14 protein-coding genes are annotated in these 24471 nt (G+C 57.9%); 5 read left to right on the top strand and 9 right to left on the bottom strand.

What is annotated here, in order from left to right:
- Positions 1 to 217 precede the first annotated feature (217 nt).
- Together ACKC9G_RS15165 and cydB are read left to right on the top strand one after the other, a co-directional pair.
- Entirely contained in the window at positions 218 to 1663 is a 1446-nt protein-coding gene (locus tag ACKC9G_RS15165) for a cytochrome ubiquinol oxidase subunit I (protein ID WP_411406878.1), read from the top strand.
- A gap of 1 nt (position 1664) precedes the next feature.
- Positions 1665 to 2660 carry a cytochrome d ubiquinol oxidase subunit II gene (gene cydB, locus ACKC9G_RS15160; protein WP_411406876.1) on the top strand — a complete coding sequence of 332 codons (996 nt, stop codon included), beginning with the start codon at positions 1665 to 1667 and terminating at the stop codon, positions 2658 to 2660.
- Positions 2661 to 2867: 207 nt separating this feature from the next.
- Here cydB and ACKC9G_RS15155 read toward each other — a convergent pair whose 3' ends face one another.
- From ACKC9G_RS15155 to ACKC9G_RS15125, 7 genes are all read right to left on the bottom strand, one after another.
- Entirely contained in the window at positions 2868 to 6392 is a 3525-nt protein-coding gene (locus tag ACKC9G_RS15155) for a hypothetical protein (RefSeq protein ID WP_411406874.1), read from the bottom strand.
- Positions 6389 to 8521, bottom strand: a complete 2133-nt coding sequence (locus tag ACKC9G_RS15150; protein ID WP_411406872.1) for a hypothetical protein — start codon at positions 8519 to 8521, stop codon at positions 6389 to 6391. Before ACKC9G_RS15150 ends, ACKC9G_RS15155 begins: the two co-directional genes overlap by 4 nt.
- 142 nt (positions 8522 to 8663) lie before the next feature.
- Positions 8664 to 10904 (bottom strand): hypothetical protein, encoded by a 2241-nt coding sequence (locus ACKC9G_RS15145; RefSeq protein WP_411406870.1) that lies wholly within the window; start codon positions 10902 to 10904, stop codon positions 8664 to 8666.
- Between the two features lie 295 nt (positions 10905 to 11199).
- Positions 11200 to 13362: a hypothetical protein gene (locus tag ACKC9G_RS15140; RefSeq protein ID WP_411406868.1), complete on the bottom strand. Its 2163-nt coding sequence runs from the start codon at positions 13360 to 13362 to the stop codon at positions 11200 to 11202.
- A 43-nt stretch (positions 13363 to 13405) separates the two neighbouring features.
- The gene (locus ACKC9G_RS15135) at positions 13406 to 15646 is read right to left on the bottom strand and encodes a hypothetical protein (protein ID WP_411406866.1); all 2241 of its coding nucleotides are present in this window, start codon (positions 15644 to 15646) and stop codon (positions 13406 to 13408) included.
- Positions 15647 to 15834: 188 nt separating this feature from the next.
- A complete protein-coding gene (locus ACKC9G_RS15130; protein ID WP_411406864.1) occupies positions 15835 to 17991 on the bottom strand; it encodes a hypothetical protein in 2157 nt (718 codons plus the stop codon).
- A gap of 288 nt (positions 17992 to 18279) precedes the next feature.
- Positions 18280 to 18762 carry a MarR family winged helix-turn-helix transcriptional regulator gene (locus tag ACKC9G_RS15125; RefSeq protein WP_411406862.1) on the bottom strand — a complete coding sequence of 161 codons (483 nt, stop codon included), beginning with the start codon at positions 18760 to 18762 and terminating at the stop codon, positions 18280 to 18282.
- Between the two features lie 446 nt (positions 18763 to 19208).
- Between ACKC9G_RS15125 and ACKC9G_RS15120 the strand changes: the two genes are divergently transcribed.
- The 3 genes from ACKC9G_RS15120 (at position 19209) to ACKC9G_RS15110 (ending at position 22583) form a co-directional block, all read left to right on the top strand.
- Positions 19209 to 20258: an ABC transporter substrate-binding protein gene (locus tag ACKC9G_RS15120; RefSeq protein WP_411406860.1), complete on the top strand. Its 1050-nt coding sequence runs from the start codon at positions 19209 to 19211 to the stop codon at positions 20256 to 20258.
- A gap of 69 nt (positions 20259 to 20327) precedes the next feature.
- Positions 20328 to 21179, top strand: a complete 852-nt coding sequence (locus ACKC9G_RS15115) for an ABC transporter permease (protein WP_411406858.1) — start codon at positions 20328 to 20330, stop codon at positions 21177 to 21179.
- 162 nt (positions 21180 to 21341) lie between these two features.
- Complete coding sequence (locus tag ACKC9G_RS15110; RefSeq protein ID WP_411406856.1) at positions 21342 to 22583, top strand: quaternary amine ABC transporter ATP-binding protein; 1242 nt, start codon at positions 21342 to 21344, stop codon at positions 22581 to 22583.
- Between the two features lie 73 nt (positions 22584 to 22656).
- On the opposite strand, the gene ACKC9G_RS15105 is transcribed toward ACKC9G_RS15110, so the two are convergent.
- Both ACKC9G_RS15105 and ACKC9G_RS15100 read right to left on the bottom strand, forming a co-directional pair.
- Entirely contained in the window at positions 22657 to 23277 is a 621-nt protein-coding gene (locus ACKC9G_RS15105; RefSeq protein WP_411406854.1) for a LysE family transporter, read from the bottom strand.
- A gap of 170 nt (positions 23278 to 23447) precedes the next feature.
- Positions 23448 to 24272 (bottom strand): AraC family ligand binding domain-containing protein, encoded by an 825-nt coding sequence (locus ACKC9G_RS15100; RefSeq protein ID WP_411406852.1) that lies wholly within the window; start codon positions 24270 to 24272, stop codon positions 23448 to 23450.
- Positions 24273 to 24471: the final 199 nt, after the last annotated feature.

Here is a 24471-nt window from a genome sequence, read left to right as displayed (position 1 = left end):
CTAATATAAGCAGAAAAGACGCCAACCCGACGCCCGGCCTGCTGCTGTCTTTGTAACAAATGATGAGGTGTTCACGATGATGTCGCTGTTTTTCTCTGACTACACTGCTTTTGTGGCTGTCCTGATTCTGGCTGCCCTGCCCGCTGCGACTGTCATGCTTCGTCGTCGTGCAGCCCCTGTGGCTGCTCGTTAATTCGTCTGTTCCCGGAGATCCGCGATGGATGTCGATGCCGCGTTATTATCCCGACTGCAATTTGCCTTCACTGTCAGCTTTCACATCATTTTCCCGGCGATCACTATTGGTCTGGCGACCTTTATCACGATCTGGGAAGGTCTGTGGCTAAAGACCCGTAACCCGGTCTACCTGCAGCTGGCCAAGTTCTGGATCAAGCCTTTCGCCATCACCTTTGGTATGGGCGTGGTCGGCGGCATCGTGCTGTCTTACGAGTTCGGCACCAACTTCTCCAAGTTCACCCACATGGTGGGCTCGGTCATTGGACCACTGATGGCCTATGAAGTGCTGACTGCCTTCTTTCTGGAAGCGGGCTTCCTCGGTGTCATGCTCTTTGGCTGGCAGCGTGTCAGTGAGAAGGTGCACTTTATCTCCACCCTGACCGTGGCCGTTGGCACCTGGATTTCGGCGTTCTGGATCATCGTCGCCAACTCCTGGATGCAAACCCCCGCCGGTTATGAAATCGTCGATGGCGTTTTCCATGTGAAGAGCTGGATGGAAGTGATCTTCAACCCCTCCATGCATTTCCGCTTTTTCCACATGCTGCTGGCCGCCTTCCTGACAGGCACCTTCGTGGTCGCCGGTGTCAGCGCCTGGTTCCTGCTGCGCAAGCGTGATCTGCCCTTTGCCCGCAAGGGTTTCTCCATGGCGCTGTGGGCCGCGCTGGTACTGGCGCCACTGCAGGCCTGGGTCGGCGATGAGCACGGGTTGGTGGTAAAAGAGCATCAGCCTGCCAAACTGGCGGCGATGGAAGGCATCTGGCCTAAGTCAGAATCCCCCGTACCGCTGCTGCTGTTCGCTGTACCGGATGAAAACGCCGAGGAAAACCATTTCGAAATCGGTATTCCGCACCTGGGCAGCCTGATTCTGACCCACAGTTTTGATGGCGCGGTGACAGGCCTTAAAGCCTTCGCCCCGGAAGATCGCCCTCCCGTGAAGTTCGTCTTCTACTCCTTCCGCATCATGGTCGGTCTGGGTGTGCTGATGATTCTGGTGGCGCTGACCGGTGCATTCTTGCGCTACAAGGGCAAACTCTATGAGTTCACCCCGCTACACCGCCTCTGTCTGTTGATGACCCCGGCCGGTGTGATTGCCACCCTGTTCGGCTGGTATGTGGTGGAAGTCGGCCGTCAGCCCTGGATCGTCTACGGTCTGGTGCGCACCATGGATATCGTCTCGCCGCTGCCTGCAGGTCGCGTACTGTTCTCACTGAGCCTGTTCGTGATCACCTACAGCCTGCTGTTCGGCGTGTACATCTACTTTATGCGCAAGCTGATCCGTAAAGGCCCACCGTCTCAGGAAAGCCTGTTGGCGCAACGTGTTGGTGTGGACAGCCCCGGCTATGCCCTGGCACTGGTGAAGCAGATCGATCACGACCACACCCTGGGCGAAGATCCGCATTCCAAACCCAACGCAGAGAAGGAGCACTAAGATGGACTGGAGTCTGCTTTACTTCCTCATTCTGGGCTTCGCCGTACAGATGTACGTGCTGCTGGACGGGTTTGATCTGGGGATCGGTATCCTTTATCCCTGGTTTGAAAGTAACGATGAGCGCGATCACATGATGCGCTCCATCTCCCACGTCTGGGACGGCAACGAAACCTGGCTGGTGTTTGGTGGTGTGGTGCTGATGGCGGCCTTTCCGGCGGCCTACAGCATGGTGCTCTCCACCCTGTACGTGCCGATCATCATCATGCTGATCTCCCTGATCTTCCGAGGTGTGGCCTTCGAGTACCGCTTCAAGTCCAACCGCTCCAAGCATCTGTGGAATATCGCTTTTGCGGCCGGTTCCACCGTGGCGGCCTTTGCTCAGGGCATGATTCTGGGTGCCATCGTGCAGGGTGTTGACCCCACTCAGCCGGTGTATGACCGCCTCGACTGGCTGAGTCCCTTCAGCATCCTGACCGGTTTTGCCGTCATGGCCGGCTATGCCCTGCTGGCCTGCTGTTACCTGCGCATGAAGAGCCGTGGCGACATTGCAGCCAAAGCAGGACATCTTGGCCGTCGTCTGGTGGTGATTGTGATGATCGCCATGGCGCTGGTGAGCCTGTGGACCGTTATCGTGTCGCCCGATATCCGTGATCGCTGGTTCAGTGGCACCCACCTGATGCTGCTGATGCCGCTACCCATTGCGACCTGCATTGCCGCCTGGCAGCTGTTCCGTGATCTGGCTAATCCCGCCCACGAACAACGCCCCTTTTACTTGGCGGCACTGCTGTTCCTGTTCGGCTTTATCGGTCTGGTGGTCAGCCTCTTCCCCTACCTGATCCCCAATGTGCTGACCATTAAGGAAGCCGCAGCGCCGGATAGCAGCCTGATCTTTATGTTGGTGGGCGTGTGTGTGTTCCTGCCGATGGTGTGCCTGTACACCCTGTGGGGCTACCGGATTTTCAGCGGCAAAGTCGAGGATTTCGAGGAGGGTTATTAATGAAAGCGACCCAAAAACCTCATCCCTGGTTATGGTTTTTCGGCCTCTATGGCGGAAGTTTATTGTGTCTGGCGCTGATCGCCTATGGGTTAAAAGGGTTAATGAGTTTTCTCTGATACTGCTTGCTCCCGTCGCCTATGACACAACGCCCGGCATTTGCCGGGCGTTTTTTTATTCATCAACGGGTCTGAATCTCAGGCCAGAGGGTTATCGCGCCGATTCGCCGTTAAACCCACCCAGCTCAAACACCGCATCCTGCAAATGGGTGCGGAAACCACTGTTGTGCTGCTGACTCTCAGGAATAAAGGCATCCCTCAATTCAGCCAGCTGCTGGCTAAATTCAGCGCGGGTGGGCGCATCCAGATCCTGACGTTGCGTCAGTGCCTGCTGGGCATCATTCAGCGCCGACAGCATCAGCGCATAATGATGATCTTCCTGCAGCATGCCCGGCTCCATCGCCTGCAACAGCCCCAGACTCTGGCTAAAGGACTGCGCAAAACTGTTCGGATGCTGCAGGCCCTGCATCAGGGCAAACGGATGCCCCAAATACTTGAGCAGACCTTCGACGGGAGTGCCATCCGGCATATCCGTCAGCATTTCATAGGATGATCCCACCGCATCCATGAGCAGCCCGTCATCCGCCACCCGAGGCTTGAACTGCGGCATGTGATAGCCCTTATAGCCATGGTCCTTGGGCGTGGCTTCGGTGGAGGCAATACACAACAACAAGGACTGGAAGGTTTCCAGATCGTGATCCTTGCCGGCATTGAATGCCTGAATCAGCCCATCGGTCAGCTCAGGGGTATGTAACCAGGTGGGGAATTCCACCGCGGTGTTAATCAGGTTATCCAGCGCCTTTTTATAGGCTGGCGAGTCCTGCTCTTTGGCTTCAGCGTTCAGCGAGGCCACCTCATGCGCCATGGCTGTCATCAGCTCACGCTGGGAAAGCAGGTTAAGCAGGGTTGGCTCATCCACCTCATGCTCCGCATCCAGCGGCCCGCATTCCTGCTGCAGTGCCTGCAGCTCCCGCTCCCCTTGCAGGAAGAACATGCTGCGCAACTCCGGATCGCGGGTATGGCTGGCAAACGAGGTAATCACCATAGCTCTGGCCAGTTCAGGCAGTTTCATCGCCTCCCCCAGACAGGCATTCAGGAATTTCTCCTGGCGCTCCGGCGGCAGCCGGTCCAACGCAGTCCGACCAATCAGGCTCAGGAAGGGCGCCACATGCTCTGAAGCAATCGTGGGCATACGTTCCAGACCTTCAGAAATCTCCTGCTCCGCCTGACTGAAGGGGCTGAGCGGACGTGGCGGTGGCGTGGTTTCTGTCGGCGCAGTTTCTGTAGGAGTCGTTGCTTTCGACGAGCTTGCTGTCGCGGCCGGAGTCTGCGCCCGGCTCTGGGATGAGATCTCCGCAGGTGCAGGGGTGGAAACCGGCGTCTGCTGACGAAGGTCAGGAAGGTCAATAGCGACCTCAGGATGCTCAGTTTCCGAGAAGGTCATAGTGCCCGGCGGCTGGGCCGTCTGCCCAACCTCTGGCGTTTCAACCGTCGATAGCGGTGCCACCGCGCTCAGATCAATCGGCTCCACCTCCTCCAGTGACTCACTCTCAGCATGAGAGATCGTCGGAGACACCGGCGCTGACACGGGCTGGCTAAAAGGCTGTGCTGACGGCGGCGCAAAGGCGCTCTGCTGCCCGGCAACCGGCGAAGGGGCAGCCATCGTGGAGACCGGTGAAGGTGAGGGTAACGGCCGCTCGGTGATGTTCTCCGCCATCGGGGTTTGCGAGGACAACGGAGCTGTATAAGCGGATGACCCCAGCCTGTTCGTATGCGTGGACGGCGTGAGGGGGCGGGACAGGGTCGCCGCTGAGGAAGTCTCACGCTGCACGTTCGCCGGACTGGCCTGAGGAGCAGGCGGTGTGGCGCCACGGCGTAACTCTGCGCCGGAAATGGGCGTTGAGGTGCGCGGTGATACCGGCGTTTCTGCACGGGCAGGCTCACGCTGCAGCGGTGATTGCTGCCGTGGGAATTCCTGTTGTGGTGACTGCAGCGGGCTCTGGTAGTGACTGTCCGGCTTTTTCGGTACCGGCGGCAGCTCGGTCTCCGTCGGCACTTCATCTTCCACCGTGGGTGACTGATAGACCTGCTCAGTCGTCTGCTGCAGCGGCGATTGGGTCCGGCTGCTGCTGACAAAGTCATCCGGATTATGATGACTGGGCTTCGGCGGCACCGGCGGTGGATTGGTGTTGGAGTATTCCTCCTCCTGCTGCTGCACCGGTGCAGTAGAGGCAGGTGGCGTCGGCGTGGTCTGACGCGGCGGCACAAAGCCATTACCGGGGCCGGACTCATGCTGAATATTCATTCTGCGCGGGGGCAGCTTGGGCTTGTTTTCCTGGCTGGTGACTTTCTGCAGGGTCGCAAGGAAATGCTGTTCAACCTCGCCCATTTCCAGACCATTGCCGGTGTAAGCCAACGGCGTCTTCGGATAGCCACTGAAACTGGTCAGCTGCTGCTCTTTGGGCAGATTGCGCACATGGGCATCGACCTCGTGCATACCGCGAAAATGCCCGGCACGCTCCATCATTCCCATCAGTTTGCGCAATACCGGTGGCTGCTGGGAGGCAGGCAATTCCGTCACCACCGCCAGAAATTCCGGCACACGGTTCAGTACATGCCCTGCTCTGGGATGATCCAGCGCATCCATCACCAGCTTGCTGCGGTAAGAGACATCATCCAGCGAGGCACGTTTGGCCATCAGACCCGGATGCTTTTGATCCAGCGGCGTATCAGGCGCCATTTGCATGGCCTTGTGCAGCACCGACATGGCATTGCTGGAGTGCGGCTGCCAGATGGCATGCAGCCCCTCACGCGCCTTGTTGTAGAAATTTTCTTCGACCCGCTCGGTGCGATTCTGCTGACGCGCATGCCCGGCGTGCTGTCGTCGAATGATCTCCATAGGCGAAAACGTTTCCCCCTGTGGTTGTCCGGAAACGGGCACATGGGAAGGTGTCGGCTGGGGAGCGGGCGCGTTGCGATAGAAGGACTCCGGGTCAGCGTTATAGTGCGCCGGGTCATCGCGCAGCGGCGGCAGCTGGGCCGAGGTATGCTGCTGATGCTGGCTAGGCACATAGGCCTGATGTTCGTGCTGCTGTACTGGGGGAGCAAAAGAAGACGAAGGCTGCGGTGCCTGCTGACGGGCATTGGCCGGAGGCAGCTGAAAATCGCCCTGCCGGAAGCCTGCCTGACGCGCCAGACTGCCCAAATCCGCACGATTCCAGCCCGAGGTCTGAATGGTTTCCTGAGGCACACCCGCCATGCGCGGATTCTGCAGCGCCATACGGGCGCTCATGTCATCCTGAATAATGCTGTTTAGCGCCGCCGGCGAGAAATTATCCGCCACATGCTTCTTGTCGATGGTAAAGAGCACATCGCCCAGTTGCGCGGCATCCTGCGGGGAGATATTGCCCGAGGTCGCCATGTCCCGGATCAGCCGCGTCAACATCTGGCGCTGATCGTTATTAAACTGCGGCTGCTGCATCACCAGCTGGCGAAAACCATCCATTTTCTCACTGGTGGAGACATTCGGGTCACGAATCATCGCCTGCAGGCCTGACTCACCGATGTGCTGCTGTCCAACCGCCTGAGCCCCGCGACCACGAGCGAGATGATCCAACTCCTGATGCAGTTCAGCGGTAAAATGGCCCATCCGGCCGCTGATGGAGTTCATGGTCATGAGGAGGCTCCTTTGGCGAAAAAGTCATACACCTGCGCGCGGAAGGTGCTGCGGTGGCGAAGATCAGCAGGAACTAACCGGCTTTCCTCGGCTTTAAGTTCCTGGGTCAGCTCACGCTTCTGGCGTTTGGATAATGCTTCATGATGGCTGATGAGTTCGGCGGCGTCACTGAAAAAGCCCGCCAGAGACTGCCTGCTTGCCGTCGATTGCAGCCCGGCTTCAGGAATCTCCCGCAAGGTGTGAAGTAAATCCTGGGTATTGCGGATGACCGATTCGGCATCCTCCAGATACCCAAGCTGGGTCAGGGTCGGGGGCAAAAAGTGCACACGGGCATAGCCCGGTAGCTGGCCGATAAAACCAAACAGCTCGCGCTGGGCTTCAAGGCGGCCATGATCGCCCGGCATCGAGGCTTCAAAGGGCGGCAGCACCTGAGCCAGATCGCGGAACTGGTTATCGTTCTGACACAGGCGCGCGGCATTGCCGACGACGCCCAGCATCCTGGCATAAGGCATCGACTGGTACTGCCCCCAGGGACGCTGATTTTCCAGCAAACTGGTGAGCAGCGCCGGCGTTTGCAGGTTTTCCGGGAGCTTTGAGGCCAGCACCAGCAACTTGTCCATCATGTTGCGGTTCTGATTGGAATCGGAGCCATTGCGGTACATGGCCTGCAAGGTATCACTGAACTGGCGGATACCCTGCTGACGCTCATGCACATCAGAGGTGATACTGAGCAGCAGGTTCATTTCCCGCAGAGTACTGACCTGATCCTCAATGCGCATCAGTGGCAGCAAACGTTGCTGCGCAGGAAACTGCAGGTGGGTATCCATGCCCTGCAGTAATTCCTGACAACCTTCCATCAGCTGGTGATGCTGGCGTGGCGGCCGATGCCCATGGCTCAGGGCCATCAGCTGAGGCAGCAGGCGCGCCTGATCAGGCTCGCTCATATCCTCCATCCGATCCAGCGTGGTGCCAATCACCTGCGCCCAGTCCGTGCAGCCGTGTTTGCCCAAGAAGGACAACAGCGCCTGGCAGTCTTCTGCCTGAAATTCAGGCCGGGTGTGGAAGTTCTGCCAGACGATGACCGCCTGACGCTCGGCCTGCGTACGCACCTGCTGATGTGACATATCTGCCGCACGATAGGGATCATGGTCGGGACGCACCTGAAAGCTCGGATAATGCGCTTTGACCGCCACCTGTAGCGGCAACTCCAGCTGCTGGGTCAGGCGGTCAACGCTGTCGAGATACAGCGGCCGGTTGTGCTTATCCATAGTGTGGGCCATCGCGGCCAGCACTTCGGGATGCTGCTCCGCTGGCAGGGCTTCCACCACCGGCATCAGGGTTCGCATCAGCCAATCGGTATTCTCAGGTGTCGCGCGGCTTTCCAGCAGGCGAACCATCCCCAGACTCTGCAGGGAGCGCTCACCAATGGGAATTTGCTGCTCATCCCTGGGACGGGCAATCTCCTGCGAGGCAGGACTCAGGCTCTGCAGATGCTGACGCAAGCCCTGCCGGTCCTGTTGGTCAATAAAGGGCAGCGACTTGTCCAGTGCTTCAAACAGCTGACGGTGCAGCGCCACTTCCTGCCCTGCAGGCGGCGAAAAGCCGGTCAGCAGGCCCTGATGACTCAGGCTCAGTGCGCGCAGACTTTTGGAGTCGAGCAAACCTGGTTCGGTGATCAGCGCAATCACATCCAGTGGCGAGGCCAGCAGCGGGCTTTTCATCAGCTGGCCGACGATCTTCTGTCGCTGCCCGGCAATCTCTGTGGCGAGCGGGTCGCTATTGGCGACAGGATGCCTGCGGTGCAGCTGCGACAGCATGTCCAGCACAGCGTGACGCTGCTCGTGACCGGCGCCCGGCTGCTGCGCCATGGCCTCCAGCAGTTCCAGACACTGGGCATGCTGGCGTGCATTCAGACGCTGACCACCCTGAATCAGCGCCTTGAGCCCATGAAGCTTCTCACCCAGATCAATATGCACCGAACTCAGTTGATCCTTCAGCTGTGCCATGGAGGCAGGCGCATTGCCACTGCTGTCGGGCTGATCCGAACGCACATCCAGACGCGCCATTTCCCGGACCAAATTGGCTCCCAGGACAGAATGCTGGGTCAGGGCGTTGGATCGAAAAGTCATGAGCGGTCTTTCTCCTGGCGCAGTCCATGCGCAGCTCGTCAAAAAGGTCAGCAGGGCTGAATTAGCCTTAAAACAAAAAAGGCCGGTACTGATTCTCGCATGCGGAGTCATCAGACCGGCCCTTGCGGGACCTGATCAGGCCTTAGTGTTCATTGTCAGCACCGCCACCTGCGGTACCCATGGCGCCGGTGTATTCATGCAGCATCTGCAGGAAGTCACCGCTCTGGCGCGAGGCGGGCGGAATCAGGTTTTCCATCGCCATGTTCAGACGGTTGATGGCATCGTCACGCACATCCTTGACCGAATCAGGCAGCTGGCGCAGCGCCAGCATGGTCTGAGCAAAGACACTGGCCAGATAGTTCACCATCATGGAATCCTGCAGGGTTTCCTTGGGAATCTGCGTGAACATATCCATCTGCTGATTCAGCGCGAATTTAAGATCATCAGCACCCAGCTTGCCCATCATCTGGAAGGCCGGCAGGAGGGATGTCGGAATCAGCATCGGGTGAGCTTTTTGCAGTGCCATCAGAGAGCCAAAAGCCGACATCACATTCTGGTCGCGCCCACCGCCCGTTTTGAATTCAGGCATCTTCTTGCCTGGCTCCATACCGGCATCTGCGGCACGCTTTTTAATATCAACCACTGCCTGATAGTGCTCGGGGTTACCCTCAGCATGAAAGTTGTGGGCATCCACCAGCGCATCCGTCAGCTCGGGGGTCAGGTCTGTATCATCCAGTGATTTCACCAGACCGATCATCGCCGTCATCGCCACAGCGTACTGCGGCTGGTCAACGCCCTTGCCTTCTTCCAGGGAAATATTCAGCGTCTTCAGGTCTTTGAGCATGGCATGAGCCACTTCCGCACGGTCCGCGCTGTTGTCCAGTTTCTCGGCGTTCCCCAGTACGTTAATAAAGATCGGCGCTTTCTGGTCAATGCCATCCATACCCTTCATCAGTGGCAGCTGCATCAGTGCCTGATCTTTGAGGGGCACATCGGTTTTTTCCAGATTCTGGATCAGGTCGCGGGCCGCCAGGGCCTGATGCAAAGGCCGACGCTTCAGCCCGACAATGGTCTCATTCATGCCATTGAAGGCTGCCTTGGCATGCTCAGCAGACATATTCGGCAGCTGTGCAGCGCCGCGCTGAGCCAGCGGCCCGGCTTCGACACCATAGTTACTTTTAGCGCCGATTTTCACCATGTTGGTCAGAGCAGCAGCCTGATTTTCCGGGGCAATACGATGCACATTTTGCATGATGGTATTGGTCTGAACGCCCACCTGAACCCGCATGTCATCGATGTTACCCAGCTGACTCGCCATCTCCTGATTACGCTCAGGACCGGGGTATTCAGCGTAAACCTCAAGTTTAGTGCCGGCGCGCAGCTCCTCATGCACATGGTGATGCAGATTAGCCAACGCTGAGAAATCACCACTCTGCTTCATCGCATTGACGGCAGCGCCAAGCACTTCGCCTTGCTGAGCATCGGGGAGTTGTGTCATCGCTGGCATCAGGTGAGGCATCGCCTGACTCAACTGGCCATTTTTCACGGCATGACTCAGCGCATTCATCAGAAACGCCCCTCTCAGGGAACGTTCATGACTGGCGGTCTCATTGGCGGGCAGCTCTTTGCCATCCTTGCCGATGGAAGGGTTTGACTCGGCAGGCAGTTTTTCCAGGTGAGCAGGCAATGCCGCCCACTGTGCCTCGACGGCATTCTCGCGACCGCCTGGCAACATATTGGCAATACGGGGGTCGTTCTGCGGGGCAGCAGGTAAGGCTTTCATCGCTGCATTGAAGTTGTCACGATTATCCGCCGCGACATGAACGCCTTCCTGCATTCCCAGACGTGAGTCGGCTTTGCGCAAGTTGCTTTGACTCTGATCATCCAGAAAACCACTGGTAATCTGCTGGAACTTGTCGCCGGGTAGCGAGGCCAGAAGATTGAACCCGGCCTGGGAGGCTCCACCCGCCGTGTCTTTAAGCTGGCGACTCAGATTGAATTGCAGCTTGGCGGTGTCCTTATCGAGATCAGAGCCACCTTCCAGCGGAGCGTTATGCATCATGGCTTTCATCAGCCCGCGCATATCGCTCTTTTCGGCATTATTCAGACCGTTGGTCGAGGCCAGTTCCGACATGGCTTTGGTCAGGGCGTGACGCTGGGCGCTGTTGAGGTTAGGCGACTGGCCTATCACCGTGGCCATGGCATCAATTTTTTCGCGGCTGGTAATTTCAGGGTTATGAATAACCTCGTTCAGCCTGTTTTCCGTGACCTGCTTTGATTCCTGGGGCTGGTCCGTCGCCTGGGAATGATTAAGCCGATCCATCTCGCGGGCGAGGGTGGAATTAATAAGATGCGAGTGACCAAGGTGAGAAATATGACCCATAGCAGCCTCTGAATACCTGAAAAAACCTTGATAAATGCGCTATTGAACCGGCCTGGAAATGCATACACCAGGCAAACTTTGACGCCAGTAAGTGATTAGTGTCAGTAAATACAGTTCGGTTCATTATTTTTGCAAAAAATCGACCCGTTGGATGCTAAATACCCAACTGCCCCGTTTTACTGACGCAATGACACCTTAACGTTACGATTCCCACCGGCGGCGTTAACCCGCCTTTACATCACGCGGATCAGTCAAAGCCCTCTGGCGCTTCCTTATCGCAGAACGTCCACGGACGCTACTTGACCCGGGCCAGGAAGTCATAGATATGGCCACGAAAATCCGACCGGTGATGGTATTTGGCTGGCAGCAGGCGCGTCTCTTCTTCACGCAGCGCCTGCGTCAGGCGGTTCTTGGCCTCACGGGGAATATCCTGCTGGCGCAGCACACCGAGGGCATCACTGAAGACACTGGCAAGGGTCTTTAGTTGCGGTGCCGTGGAGGCTTCGCGCAACCCCAGCCTGCTGACCAGATCCAGTTGCAGGTGGAAATCCACCAGAAAACGCTCCTGACTCCGCATTCCGCCCAGCAGAGAAAACCCGTGTCCGAGGTAATCCAGCCGGGTTTGGCTGTCCGACTGGCGCAGAAAATCACGCATGGCTTCATTGGCCTGACTGCGCCGATGGTCCACCGGCTCCTCCGAGTGAAACTGAGGACGCTGCTGGCCGACATGAGGTTCCTCCGGATAGCGCATCCCGCTGCGTCCGGCCAGGTCAATCAGCGCCAGTATCTCGCGAAATAACCCCGGATCACCTTCCGCATGCTGGTTATAGGCCTGTACCAGCGCATCGGTCAGTTTCGGACTCACCGTGTGGTGCGGTAATCCGCGAGCCTCACGCACCAGCTGCTCCAGCGCTTTTTGAAAGAAGGGCTGATCGATGCCTTTTTCCCGGCAGAAAGCGTTCATCGCCGGTAAAGGCTCAGCGATTTGTTTGATCATCTCCAGCTTGTCGACCGGCGAAGCGGTGGCCTGCAGGGTGGCCAGACAGCGCCTGGCAATCCTGTGCTGCTCCGTGATGTCGGTCAGCAAGGCAATAAAGGGTGCCTGCAGCTGTACCTGCTGCCGTGGCGAAAGGGCATCCGCCGTCGCAGCCAGTGCTTTTAGTAAAGGCTGCTGTGCCTCAGCGGGTAACAGGGTGGTAATCGCCTGACTCAGCTGCTGCATCATCAGCGGTTTATCGTCATCGGCAATACCCGGCAGGGCCGCGATACTGTGGCGCACCAGTGCACGAGGGTCGAGTGGCGGCTGCAGGTGGCGCACAAAAGGTGAGTTGGCCATGCCCAGCAAGGCTTCCATGATCGGCGCCGTTGCGCGTTCGGCCTGGCCGCTAGTCAGCACGCTTTCCAGCTGTCGAAAGACGGCACCGGCCTGCTGGTGAACCTGCGCCGGATGCAAACCGCCGATTTCCAGCGCCCGTGGCTCATGAGGGTAGCGATTATACAAACGCTGCTGATCCAAGGTCGGCAAGCGCTCCAGCATCTGCTGAATAAAGTGCAGCCCTTCCGGTTTTTTGCTGGCCTGCATGGCCATCAGGGCATCTTCCAGCAGTTCCGTTTGCTGGCTGCGTGGCAATGCGCGCACTTCCAGTAAGAGCGGGAAGAGAATATGAGGCTGGGTTTTTGGCTCCTGCGCCTGCTCACGAATGAGCGCACTGATCAGCTGACTGCGCGGGGAACGTTCGCTGGCCGCAAGCCGGGAGCAATCACGGTCGGGCCGGTCCAGGGCGATGACCTGCGTCGACAGGCTGTGCAGGGTATCACGCAGCATGTCGCGATAGTCCTGCGTATCGGCTGGCCTGATGCCACGTAACGTACCGAGTGCCTTGTCGACCTCCTGCTGTGCCTCGCTGCGCTTTCGCACCTCCGGTGGCATGCTCTGCTGCAGCTGCGGCTCAACAGTCGCGAGCGCACTTAAGGCCTGAGACGGCAAGGCGCCCTGCTCGGTCATTTCCTGGTAGAGATCCTTGGGCATGTCCGTCAGCGGACTGTGACCCAGCCGCAGGCGCAGGTTACGCTCGCTTTCGATCAACTCATGCCCGAGAGGATGACCTGCCGGCAGCGGATGCTCGCGCCCCAGATGATAGAGCGCGCCGAGCAGGCTTTTACGCTCATCAAAACCCAGACGCACACTGTCGACCAACTCAGCGAGCAGCCGGGCATAACTCAGGCGCTGCTCGACGCTGAAATGCTGCTGATGAAAAGCCACGTGGGCAAAACCGTCGACCTTCTCCGAGGTTTCCAGCTGCGGCGAGTGGATCAGATCCCGCAGTTGGGAATCACTGATACGGTCTTTGCCTTCGCCACCGGACACCTGTGCCGGCTGCTGGTCCGCGCGGGCAATTTCCCGGCTGAGCCGGGTTGCGAAGTCCGCATGGCGTGAACCGAAGGGAATCCTGAACATCAGCACCCTCTCCCCTGCACATCACACCCTGCCGTCATGAGCATCACGCAGCAGATCGGAAGAAGCGACGAAGCTGCGCCTTTAATGAGGAGCAGTGGCGCAACTCGGCAGGCACGCGCAGGGATTCTTCTGCCGCCAGATGCTGGAGCATCTCCCGTTTGTGCCGGTGACCCAGCGCTTCATGATGCTCGATCAGTTCGCGGGCATCAGCGCAGACCGCCGCCAGTTGTGTCCGGGCATGAGTGAGCAGATCTGCCGGCAATTCACGAAACAGGTTCAGCCAGGACTGCATTTCCTGCTCAAATAACGAGGGATCTTTAATATCGCTCACCAGCTTCAGGCCATGAGCCAGCAAGGACGGGCGCTGCAGTGGCGAGGCTGCATGAAAGAACTGGCGAAAATAGGTACTGATATCCTGCTGCTGCGCACTGACTGCCCCCTCACTGCTGCCTGCCACCGGCGTGGGATGAATCTCTTTGAGCCAGTCGGCGACATGATGAGGGTCGCGCCCCTGCTGTAACTGCTGCCCCATCAGCTGTAGCAAACGCCGGTAACGCAGTTCATTCACCTGTGGCCCCTGCCCGGCGGCGCGCGCCAGGCCTTGTGCCAGTGCTTCACTTTGCAAGTCATGAGGCAAACTGACGGCGTACTGCAGCGCCACGTCCAGTGCCTGGGTCGCGTTCGGGTGGCCGCCGGTCTCATTGTTGGGCGCGAGGTGGGCAATATTGGGTACCAGTGCCAGCAACATGGCCTGCCGTTGGCGTGGATCATCCTCACGACGCAGCAGGCACGTACAGTCATCCAGCAGTTGATACTGGCCTTGCTGAGTGGGAAAGAAACCCATGTACAGGCTGATAAGCTGCATCTGCTGGGCAGCGGGCAATTCATCGCAATGGCCGAGGGCACGCTCAAGCAGATTCGGCAACATGCCGCGCGCCTCGGTGTCATTAAGCCCTTCGGTAATGGCCTGCATGAAATGGGGCAGCAACAGTTGCTGTTCGCGCTGAGGCAAAGCGTCATGCAGCTCCAGCACCTGCCGCCACAGGGCAAAATCCTGCTGCGCCAGACTGGGCTGGCTGGCCAGCGCCTTCACCAGAATCTGACAGTGCTGACCCAGAGCAGAAGGCGCAGGCCGTGCCGCAGGATCATCGTCACGCTCCTCATGATCCACCGGCTCCGCCGCCAAACGCCGGGCCGACTGCAGCAGAAAATCAAAGCCCTGGGACAGTTGTTGCTGCACCACAGGCAGGGTCAGCCCGGTTTCGTGCAGATCCGCCGCCGTCAGCGGCCCGTAGGCCATCATCAGCACCTGCTCATGCAGCGGACGGCTTTGCAATTGCTGGTGCAACATGCCAAGCGCGGCAAAATTTCCCGTGTGTTGCATGGCCCTGGCAATGCCCTCCAGTACCTCACCCTGCTGCACTTCAGGCAACTGCCGGGTTTTCTCCAGCAGCAATGACAACAGCGGATCGGCGGTGGTGGCTTCGGCATGCTGTGCCACCCGCAATAGCAACTGGCTCTGGCTGGAGCGTTCACTGAGAGGCAACTCACGGGCATCACGCGGACGGCCAAGGGGCGCAGGCTCCGTCGGTAAATTCAGGGCATCAGGCAGTACATCCCACTGGCGGTGCTCAATCAGCCCTTTAGCCAGTTCAAGTCCGGTGCCGACATCCTTCATGCTTTGCACAAAGACACGGGCATCTTTCTGAAAGAATGGCAAAAAGCCCGGATAGGCCTGAGCCAGCGCGATCAGGCTGGTGTGATCCAGATAACGAAAATCGCCGATCATCGCCAGCACATCGGTCGGCAGTTGCGACAGTGACCCCCGTTGCAGCGCGGCTAACAGCTCAAGGCTGTGCTCGGGCAAGGGATCATCAGGGAAATGACGTTGCAGGGTGAGCAGCACCGAACCCAGCGCCTGACGCGCCTCGGCACTTAAGGTGTGGCTTTCCACGAAATCCGACATCCAGCCCAGCAGCTGTTCGCGCTGGTGCAGGGTCATTTTGGGCGACAGACGGATGAGTTCACACAGGCCATGGAGTTTTTCACCCGGAGGAATGCGGGGGTTACGCAACTCAGCCTGCAGCTCGGCCTCAGTGGGCTCCTGCGGTGGTTTGGCATCCAGTGCCTGCGCTTGTGCCTGCGCGGCATGCAGGCGCATCGCCTCTGCTGCGTTCAGTGTTACCTGTACCCGCTGATGATGAATCATCTGCCCCAACCCGGTCGTGATCATGCTACCTTGCCACGACTGTCCGTACGTCCCATGCACGGTCTGTTTGTCCATAGAGAAACGGCCCGTCACGCGTTGCCGACAGGCAGTCGTTATGATGGCGCCTTGGGTGAACCGCCAAAGCGCTGAGTTCCCATAGCTGCATCGATTCGGCAAAAAAAGCGCAGTGATGGGCAATTTCAGGTCTCCGCCAGACAATCTTCTGCGGCAGGCCTGTCTAGTTACTTCTGAGTGCTGTGGCCTTAGGACATCGCCGTCATGGCACTGGCAAGCTCGGTGCGCAGCTGATTGGCAAAGCGCGCGGCCAGAGGCAAAAGATTCGCCTCCAGCGTTTGCAGTTGCTCCTGCATGTCATCGCTATCGGTCAGGATGCGGACTGCATCCTGCGCATCTCGCAACATGGCGGCCGCCAGTTCCTGACGTTCAGGGGTATTGATCTGACCATGAGGTAACTGCGCGATCAGGGTCGTCCAACGTTCGACTTCCTCGCGTTTCAGACCCTCATTCTGCAACGAGGTCAGCAGCTGAAAGCCCTGTCCGAGATAACGCAGTTGGCCTTCCACCGACAAGGATTCACACCAGCGGCGCAGCCAGCCCAGTGCCTGCAGGCATTGCTGGTCATCAGCGGCGACACCGAGCAGCAGCAGATCTGCACGCGGCTGCAGGGAGGCCCGATGGGCACCGCGCGCCAGCAAGGGCAATAACAACTCAAGGGATTCCACATCCAGCGTGCGATGGGCATTGAAGGCATGCACCAGACTGTCGGCCAGTTGCGCAGTGATATCGGTTTCGGGCAGCTGATAAAAACTTAACAGCAGCGCATCCAGCGCCTCGCGATACAGGGGATGATCCTGCCCATCAGGCGTGGCTCCATTCAGCGCGGGCAACTGCATGGCCAGCTCACGCAATAACTCTTTCTGTACGGCAGGCGCGACCACTTCGTTGGTCTGGCGCAGCAGGCCGTTAAAGAGCTGGAAGGCCTCCTCGGGATTATCCAGGCGGCCCAGAATCATGATGCCGCACTCCAGCTGGCTCTTGCGTGGCAGGTCTTCGGCTTCCACCAGCGCCTCCAGCAGCACCATATCGCGAAGGTGAAGACGGTGCGGGTTTTCACTGTCGGGAACGTCCGTCGAGCCTTGCGTGTCCACATACTGGTGCACCGACTGAATCAGCGCTGGCAGCACACGCTGGCGGGCAGAAATATCCAGGGTGTGGCAGTGCTCCATCAGCGTCAGGCAGGCTTCACTGGCATTGACGCCCGCGACCACCGGTAGCGCACTCAGAATACTGAGCACCGTGTCGGCATCGGTACTTTGGCCGCGCACCAGACCTTCCAGCAACGTGCTGATCTGCATCTGCAGCACCCGGCGGTCCTGATTCAGATGCGCATTGGCGCCGACACTGGCCACACCGGCGGGCGGGAAGGGATAGTGACTGCGCACACGAATCTGCAGCGTCGGCGGCATATCCAGCAACGCTTCGGAAATCATAAACAGGCGGGTGGTATCACCCTGCTCACAGAGCGCCTGCACCATATCCTTCATGACCTCGGCGGCCTGGGAAGCCGGCAATTCACGCGCCGCAGGCAACAGCCGGAATACCAGCTCGCCGACAGATTCCTGACTGGCTTTGTGACGTAGCAAGGCGGTGAGAAAGAGGCTGCGGTAAGAGTGCTGCCCGACCGGAATTTCATCCAGCTGACTACCCAGGGTATTCGGCATCATCAGGGGCAGGTTCGACAACTGATGCAGTCGGTCCAGCAAGGGCGTGAGGCTGCGTGCCAGCCGGTCCGGGTCATGCCAGCCGCGGCTTTCATTAGCGAGCTTCATCAGCTCCGCAAAAACCCCATGCTGGGCCTGTTGCTCAACCGTCGCACTCTGGCCTCGCTGACAGGAGGCGACTTCGCGCTGGGAATAACGCATGGCCTGCTGGGATTTTTCATCGAGATAACGGTCCGTCAGGCTCTGGAACAGATCGCGCGGACGATAAAGTAGCGGACTTGGCAGGACGCGCTCACGCAACTGGCGCACCCGGCGCTGACATTCGAACGCCAGTGCCGCATCGTGGGCGCCGGTGACCGGCTGTTTCTCCAGCACATCCAGTGTGGAGAGCACATCGCGATTGCCGCGATAGGTCAGGGTTCGGCAGCTGGCGACCAATTCCAGCAGGTCCAGCACTTGCTGACGCTGCGGCAGGCTCAAACCATCACTTTCACGCATCCAGTGACGCAGGGCATCACATTTTTCTGCCGGGCTGATCCAGCTGGAGCGAAAGTGTTCTTCCAGCTCCACCTGGGTTACCGCCGGGGCGCTTTCACGGCCAGACTCAACAGCAGAATCACTCAACTCGGAAGCTGCAAACAACGGCGCAGCCGACAGACGCGAGAGGGATACAGTCATAGCTCGGGGTCCATAACAGTCACAAGGCGGAATATCGCAGGGCTGGAAAGTCAGCGTCCTGACCGGGATCACTTGAGGCTATGTGACAGTTAGGGCGGCAAAGTTCCCCGGAATAAACAGGGAAAACGCATTCTGGCGTGAGAAAGGGAGTTCTTCTGAACGCTGTGAGAGCAACGACGCTTTTGACCTCTGCACAGAAACACGAAAAGCCGCTAACTGCGGCTATTTCATGGTGAAAAGCAGGCTAAAACACGGGTTCTGAACAAACTACTGCAAGGCTACCACTGCTCAGAAATGCGGACGGGAGGCATCATCGCCTTCCAGGAAGGCATCATCCACATCCGGGGCGTTCATCAGGCTGGCCAGTCGCTGCAGCGAGGCCACCAGCATGCCCTTCTCCCAATCCGGCAATTCCTTGAAGCGCTTGATGAAATGCGCCTGCATTGGTTCCGGTGCCTGGGCCAGCACTTCCCGACCCTGCTCGGTCAGCAAGGCGTGCACTTTGCGTTTGTCTTCCTGACTGCGCTCGCGGCTTACCAGCCCGTGGGCTTCAAGGCGGTCAATGATGGTGGTGACCGTCGCCTGAGAAAGATTGACCTGCGTGGCGAGAGCGCGAATCGGCACCACACCGAGTTTGCTGATGGCCTGCATGATCAGCAGCTGTGGCGTGGTCAGTCCGGACTGTTTTTTCAGACTGCGGGAGTGAATATCAATCGCCTGGATAATCCGGCGAAGGGTGATCAGTACCTGATCATGAGCGTCTTGGGGCATGGGCAGTTTCCGAGTGACTTGTCAGATAAGCGCCGTGGGCGCGCTCCGAAAGGACAATGTCGCGATGGCGGCGCCAAGTTATCGGCACTCGCGAACAACGTCAAATAATTTGTGTTGAAATATTTACTGTTCTAATTAATATCTAAAAAGGATTGCGGATTTGTCAAATCGAATCTGGTTACTTTTTAAACAATGACTGTGGCTGTCTGATTCATTTTGTCCATTGAGGGACTGATGCCGCGGCGTCGCCAGCATTGAAATGTCGGTTTTTGCTTTGAACCGTCGAAGAAAGCAGCAATTTTGAAGGGTATAGGATGACCTGGAGAGCCGTTGCTGCATATCAGCCTCACCGCTGATAGCCGTTTCTCGACGTGTCCGAGCCCTCGTGACATTCACTGCATTTCTGGCGATTGCTTACAGCTATAACATCTACTGGAGAAGCGAGAATGCGCCATACTTTTTCACCACGTCAGTTGGGTAAATTTGCAGGAGCCGGTGTCCTGGCACTTGCCTCTTCCTGGGCCACCTCTTCCTACGCGGCCTGTGAAGTTGATCACCCTGTTCGTCTGACGGGCATGAGCTGGTCCAGCAACCTGTTCATGGCAGAAGTTGCAAAAGACATCATTGAAAAAGGCTACGACTGCGAAGCCGAACGCATGCCCGGTGAAACCATCGCCATGCTGACTGCGCTGATTCGCGGCGATGTCGACCTGATGCCAGAAATGTGGATGAACACCATGCAGACCCTGTGGGACAAAGGCACCAAGCAGGGCAAAGTGGAAGAGTTCGGTGACACTTACGCCAAAGGCGGTGTTGATGCAGAAGCCTGGTACGTTCCCCGCTACGTGGTAGAGGGTGATAAAGAGCGTGGCATCAAGGCCGTTGCCCCTGATCTGAAAAGCGTTGAAGACCTGGCCAAATACTCCGAAGTCTTCAAGGATCCTGAAGAGCCGGAAAAAGGCCGTTTCTATAACTGCCCTACCGGCTGGAACTGCGAAGTGGTTAACACCAACAAGCTGGTTGGCTACGGTCTGGACAAAAACTTCACCAACTTCCGTCCAGGTACCGGCGCCGCGCTGAAAGCCGCTATCGCGACCAACTACAAGCGCGGCAAGCCCGTCGTGTTCTACTACTGGGGGCCAACCTCCGTGCTGGGTAAATACGATCTGGTCCGTCTGAAAGAGCCAGCGTATGACAAGGCCGTCTTTGATCAGCTGATCAAGCCGGACGCCAACCCAAGCAAAGCGACCGCTTATCCGAAGTCCATCATCCTGAAAGCGGCCAACACCGACTTTGCCAAGTCTGCGCCAAAACTGATGGAGTTCTGGAAGAAGTTCAACCTCAGCAACGACGTGATCAACCAGCAGCTTGCCTACATGGATGACAACAACGTTGAAGCCGCGGATGCCGCAGAGAAATTCATGAAAGAACATGAAGAGCTGTGGAGCCAGTGGGTTCCTGCGGACGTTGCCACCAAGATCAAAGCGTCCCTATAAGCCAGGGTCCAAAGAGCAGCCCCGCGTGGGCTGACTCTTTGGAGTATTACCAACGCATCGGAATCCTATATGTTCCCAGAAGCCTTTACTTTCTCGATTGCCAAGCCTGTTAACGACGCTGTCGACTGGCTGGTTATTAACTACGGCGACAGTTTCGAAGCCGTCTCCAATGCACTGCTGACCGTTCTGGTCGCCCTTGAGCATGGCCTTGAGGCGCTGCCCTGGTGGCTGCTGATCATCCTGCTGTCCGGCATCGGCTACGCAGCGAGCCGCAATTGGAAGCTTCCCGTCGGAATTGCCTGCCTCATGCTGGGTCTGGGTTCTCTCGGCCTTTGGGATCAGGGGCTGCAGACACTGGCCCTGATGCTGATCGCCACCTTCCTTTCGGTATTGATAGGTATTCCTATCGGTATCCTGATGGCCCGGTCTGACAAGCTGCGAATGGTGTTACTGCCGTTCCTCGACATCATGCAGACCATGCCAAGTTTCGTTTACCTCATTCCTGCATTGATGCTGTTTGGCCTGGGTAAAGTGCCCGCGATTTTCGCCACCATCATCTATGCTGTTCCACCGCTGATTCGTCTGACTGACCTGGGTATCCGTCTGGTCGATGAAGAAGTGATGGAAGCCACCCGCGCCTTTGGTGCCAACCCACGTCAGCAGCTCTTCGGTGTGCAGCTGCCTCTGGCTCTGCCTAACATCCTCGCCGGTGTTAACCAGACCACCATGATGGCGCTGTCCATGGTTGTTATTGCTTCCATGATCGGTGCGCGCGGCCTGGGTGAGCAGGTACTGATGGGTATCCAGCGTCTGGACGTCGGTAAGGGTCTGGAAGCCGGTATCGGTATCGTTCTGCTCGCTGTCTTGTTTGACCGCGTGACTCAGGCCTACGGCCGTCGGTCACAACGTGGCGGACACTAACCGCCTGCATTGATGCACGCATTATTTGTCATGAGATTGCAGAGCACCTGCGAGGTGCTCTGAGCGTCCAACGCCAGGAAGGAAAGCTTATGCACTCAACCCGACACGGTTGCCTCCACCTGACAGACCTCAATCTGACCATCGAATGGGCAGGGGATACAGATGACTACCATTTCCGTTGAGAACATTTACAAGATTTTCGGCCGCAACCCTAAGCGCGCGCTGGAAGAAGTTAAGGCTGGCAAGGACAAAGAAAACCTGCTGGCAGATACCGGCCATACCCTTGGCCTGAAAGATATCAGCCTGGAAATCGAAGGCGGCCAGACCTTCGTGATCATGGGCCTGTCCGGCTCAGGGAAATCCACCCTGATCCGTCACTTTAACCGTCTGATTGAGCCTACCTCCGGCGACATCAAAGTCGGTGGCAAGAGCGTCATGTCCATGAGTGATACCGAGCTGCTGGACTTCCGCCGTCACAAAATCAGCATGGTATTCCAGCGCTTCGGCCTGCTGCCCCACCACACCGTGATCGACAACGTCGCTTATGGTCTGCAGGTACAGGGTGTTGGCAAGTCTGAGCGCGAAGACAAAGCCCGTTACTGGATCGACGTGGTCGGTCTGGCAGGCTATGAAAATTCCTATCCTGATCAGCTGTCCGGCGGTATGCAGCAGCGTGTGGGCCTGGCCCGTGCCCTCTGTACTGACCCGGAAATCCTGCTGATGGATGAGGCCTTCAGTGCCCTTGACCCCCTGATTCGCCGTGAAATGCAGGATCAGCTGATCGAGCTGCAGGCCAAGCTGAACAAGACCATCATCTTTATTACCCACGATCTGGACGAAGCACTGCGCCTCGGTAACCGCATCGCGATCCTGAAAGATGGTGTGATTCAGCAGGTCGGTACGCCACAGCAGATTCTGCTGGAGCCGGCCAACGAATACGTCAATGCCTTCGTTCAGGACATCAACCGCACCAAGGTACTGACCGCAAGCCTGGCGCTGGCTCCGGCCAACACCCTGAGCAGCAAGACCTCGGTGAGCGATGCGCTGTCGCAGCTGTCGACCAATCCGGATCATTACGCTTACGTTGTCGATGATGAGCAGCATCTGCTGGGTATCGTCGATGAAGAAGGTCTGCGTGGCAGCACTTCCGGCTCTATCGAAAGCCACATGCGTCCTATCGAAGGTGTGCATGAAACGGATGTACTGGATGAAGTCATGGAGCAGCTGGCTCACTCTGACTATCACCTGCCGGTACTGGACGGCGAAGAGCGCCTGACCGGTGTTCTTTCCGCGGAAAGCACCATCAAGGCGCTGACCGATGATCACGGTAACAGCGACGGTAAAGCACCGAGCGCGACGGAAATGGCAGAGCCCAGCAAGCCCAAGCCTGCCGAAACCGCCTGATCAGCCTCGTTCTGTCATACCATAAAAAAAGGCCGTCTTCTGACGGCCTTTTTTGTTGTCTGATCCAGCGATCTTAGCGATGAACCAGCGCCAACAGGGATGCCGCGCCGGCGAACATGCTGGCAAAACTGCGGTTCATGATTTTCTGCTGACGCGGTGTTTTTAACAGCTTCAGCACATGGGAAGCCAGACCGGTGTAAAACGCCATCACGATCATATCGACCGCCACCATGGTCAGCATCATGACACCGTACTGGGGCAGCAGCGCCGCCTCAGGGTTAAGAAACTGTGGCAGCACCGCCAGCATAAAAACAATGGCCTTGGGGTTGCTGATATTCACCAGAAAGCCGCGGGTGATCATCGGCCAGATGCGCTGATTGACCTGCTGCAGATCGGTACTGATCGCCTGCGCAGGTGCCCGCCACTGGCGATAGGCCAGATACAGCAAATAGGCGACGCCAAACCATTTGATGAGGTTAAAGGCCAGCTCCGAGGTACTGAGAATCGCCCCGACACCGGCGGCGACCACGCCAATCTGCACCACCAGCGCCGCCTGCAAACCCAGCACATTCCAGTAGCCGCGACGAAAACCGTGGCGCATGCCGCTGGCCATGGAAGCAATCGCTCCTGCTCCCGGTGACAGACTGATAACCCAGCACGCGGCAAAGAATGCCAGCCAGACTTCAACGCTCATGATGCTCTCCCACTAACGACGCCAAAACCCTAGTGGGCGTACTCTACACGGCTTTATCGGGCAGGAGAATGTCCCGGCAGCGCCTGTTTTACACCAGATTGTCCATCGATTAGCAGGGGCGCTGAGGCGCATTAGTCTGGCTTACAGAAGAGTGAAAAAGCGGGGGAAAATCAGCAGTATCGCACCGGAGTATGCGCCTGCTGATAGCGTCCGGGAGTCACGCCCATAATGCGCTTGAACAACCGGTTAAGGTGGCTCTGATCGGCGAAGCCACAGGCGTGGGCAACCTCAATCAGCGCCAAGCCCTGCCCGATCAGCCGACAGGCCAGCCGCACCCGTTGCTGCAGCTGGTAGGTATGTGGGGGCAAACCAAAGGTTTTCTGGAACAGCCGGGTCAGATAAAAGGGGTTGAGCCCGACCAGCGCTGCCAGTGTCTCGACACTGAGGTTTTCATGGCAGTGCGCATCAATATAGTCACGTACCCGTAACATGGCCTGAGGAGAATCCCGCAACGCAGTGGCTTTGGGTCGCTGCCCACCGTGGCGCAGAATCAGCTGGGACAGTCCCTGCATCAGTAAGGTCTGGCGCGCCAGCGTTTCGGAGGAATGGCTGATCGCGCCGAAAGCCTGTCGCAGCTGGCCAGCCAGTTGTGGATCATGCACGACGGAGTCCCGGAAATAGGGTAACCCCGGCATCCCCAGCTCCCGCGACAGCGTGTCGATCATCTGCGGCAGTGGATAAATCGCCTGATACGACCACCCGCCTTCACTGGCCGCATGGCCATCATGGACTTCATCGGCATTGACCAGAATCAGGCAATCCTCCGAGGCCACATGATTGGTGCCATTACGAAAGAAGCGCTGGGCGCCGCAGTCAATCACGCCGATGGTATAACCTTCATGGGCATGCCGACTGAAGCGCTGATGCTCGTAGCGCGCTTGCAGCATGTCGAGACCACCCAGGTCGGCGGCATGAAGGTAGTGAGCCTGCTCCATTGCGGGTATGCTTCCGGTTAAATTGGACTTGTCAGTATAGTTGGATAAAAAAGGCAGGTTTTGGATAAAACTGACTCGCCTTTTTTGCCACTCAAGTTTCGCTGAGTGTCTGATGAAATACCGCCAAAGGCCAGTCCCGGAGGATTTGTCGTCATTAGTACATTCAGAGGTGACGCGATACAGTGATTTCGCCACCCGG

The organism is Pokkaliibacter sp. CJK22405 (genome assembly GCF_046614695.1).
Lineage (GTDB): Bacteria > Pseudomonadota > Gammaproteobacteria > Pseudomonadales > Balneatricaceae > Pokkaliibacter.
Note: the sequence above shows the minus strand (reverse complement) of the source record. Positions and strands in the feature narration are given on the sequence as shown.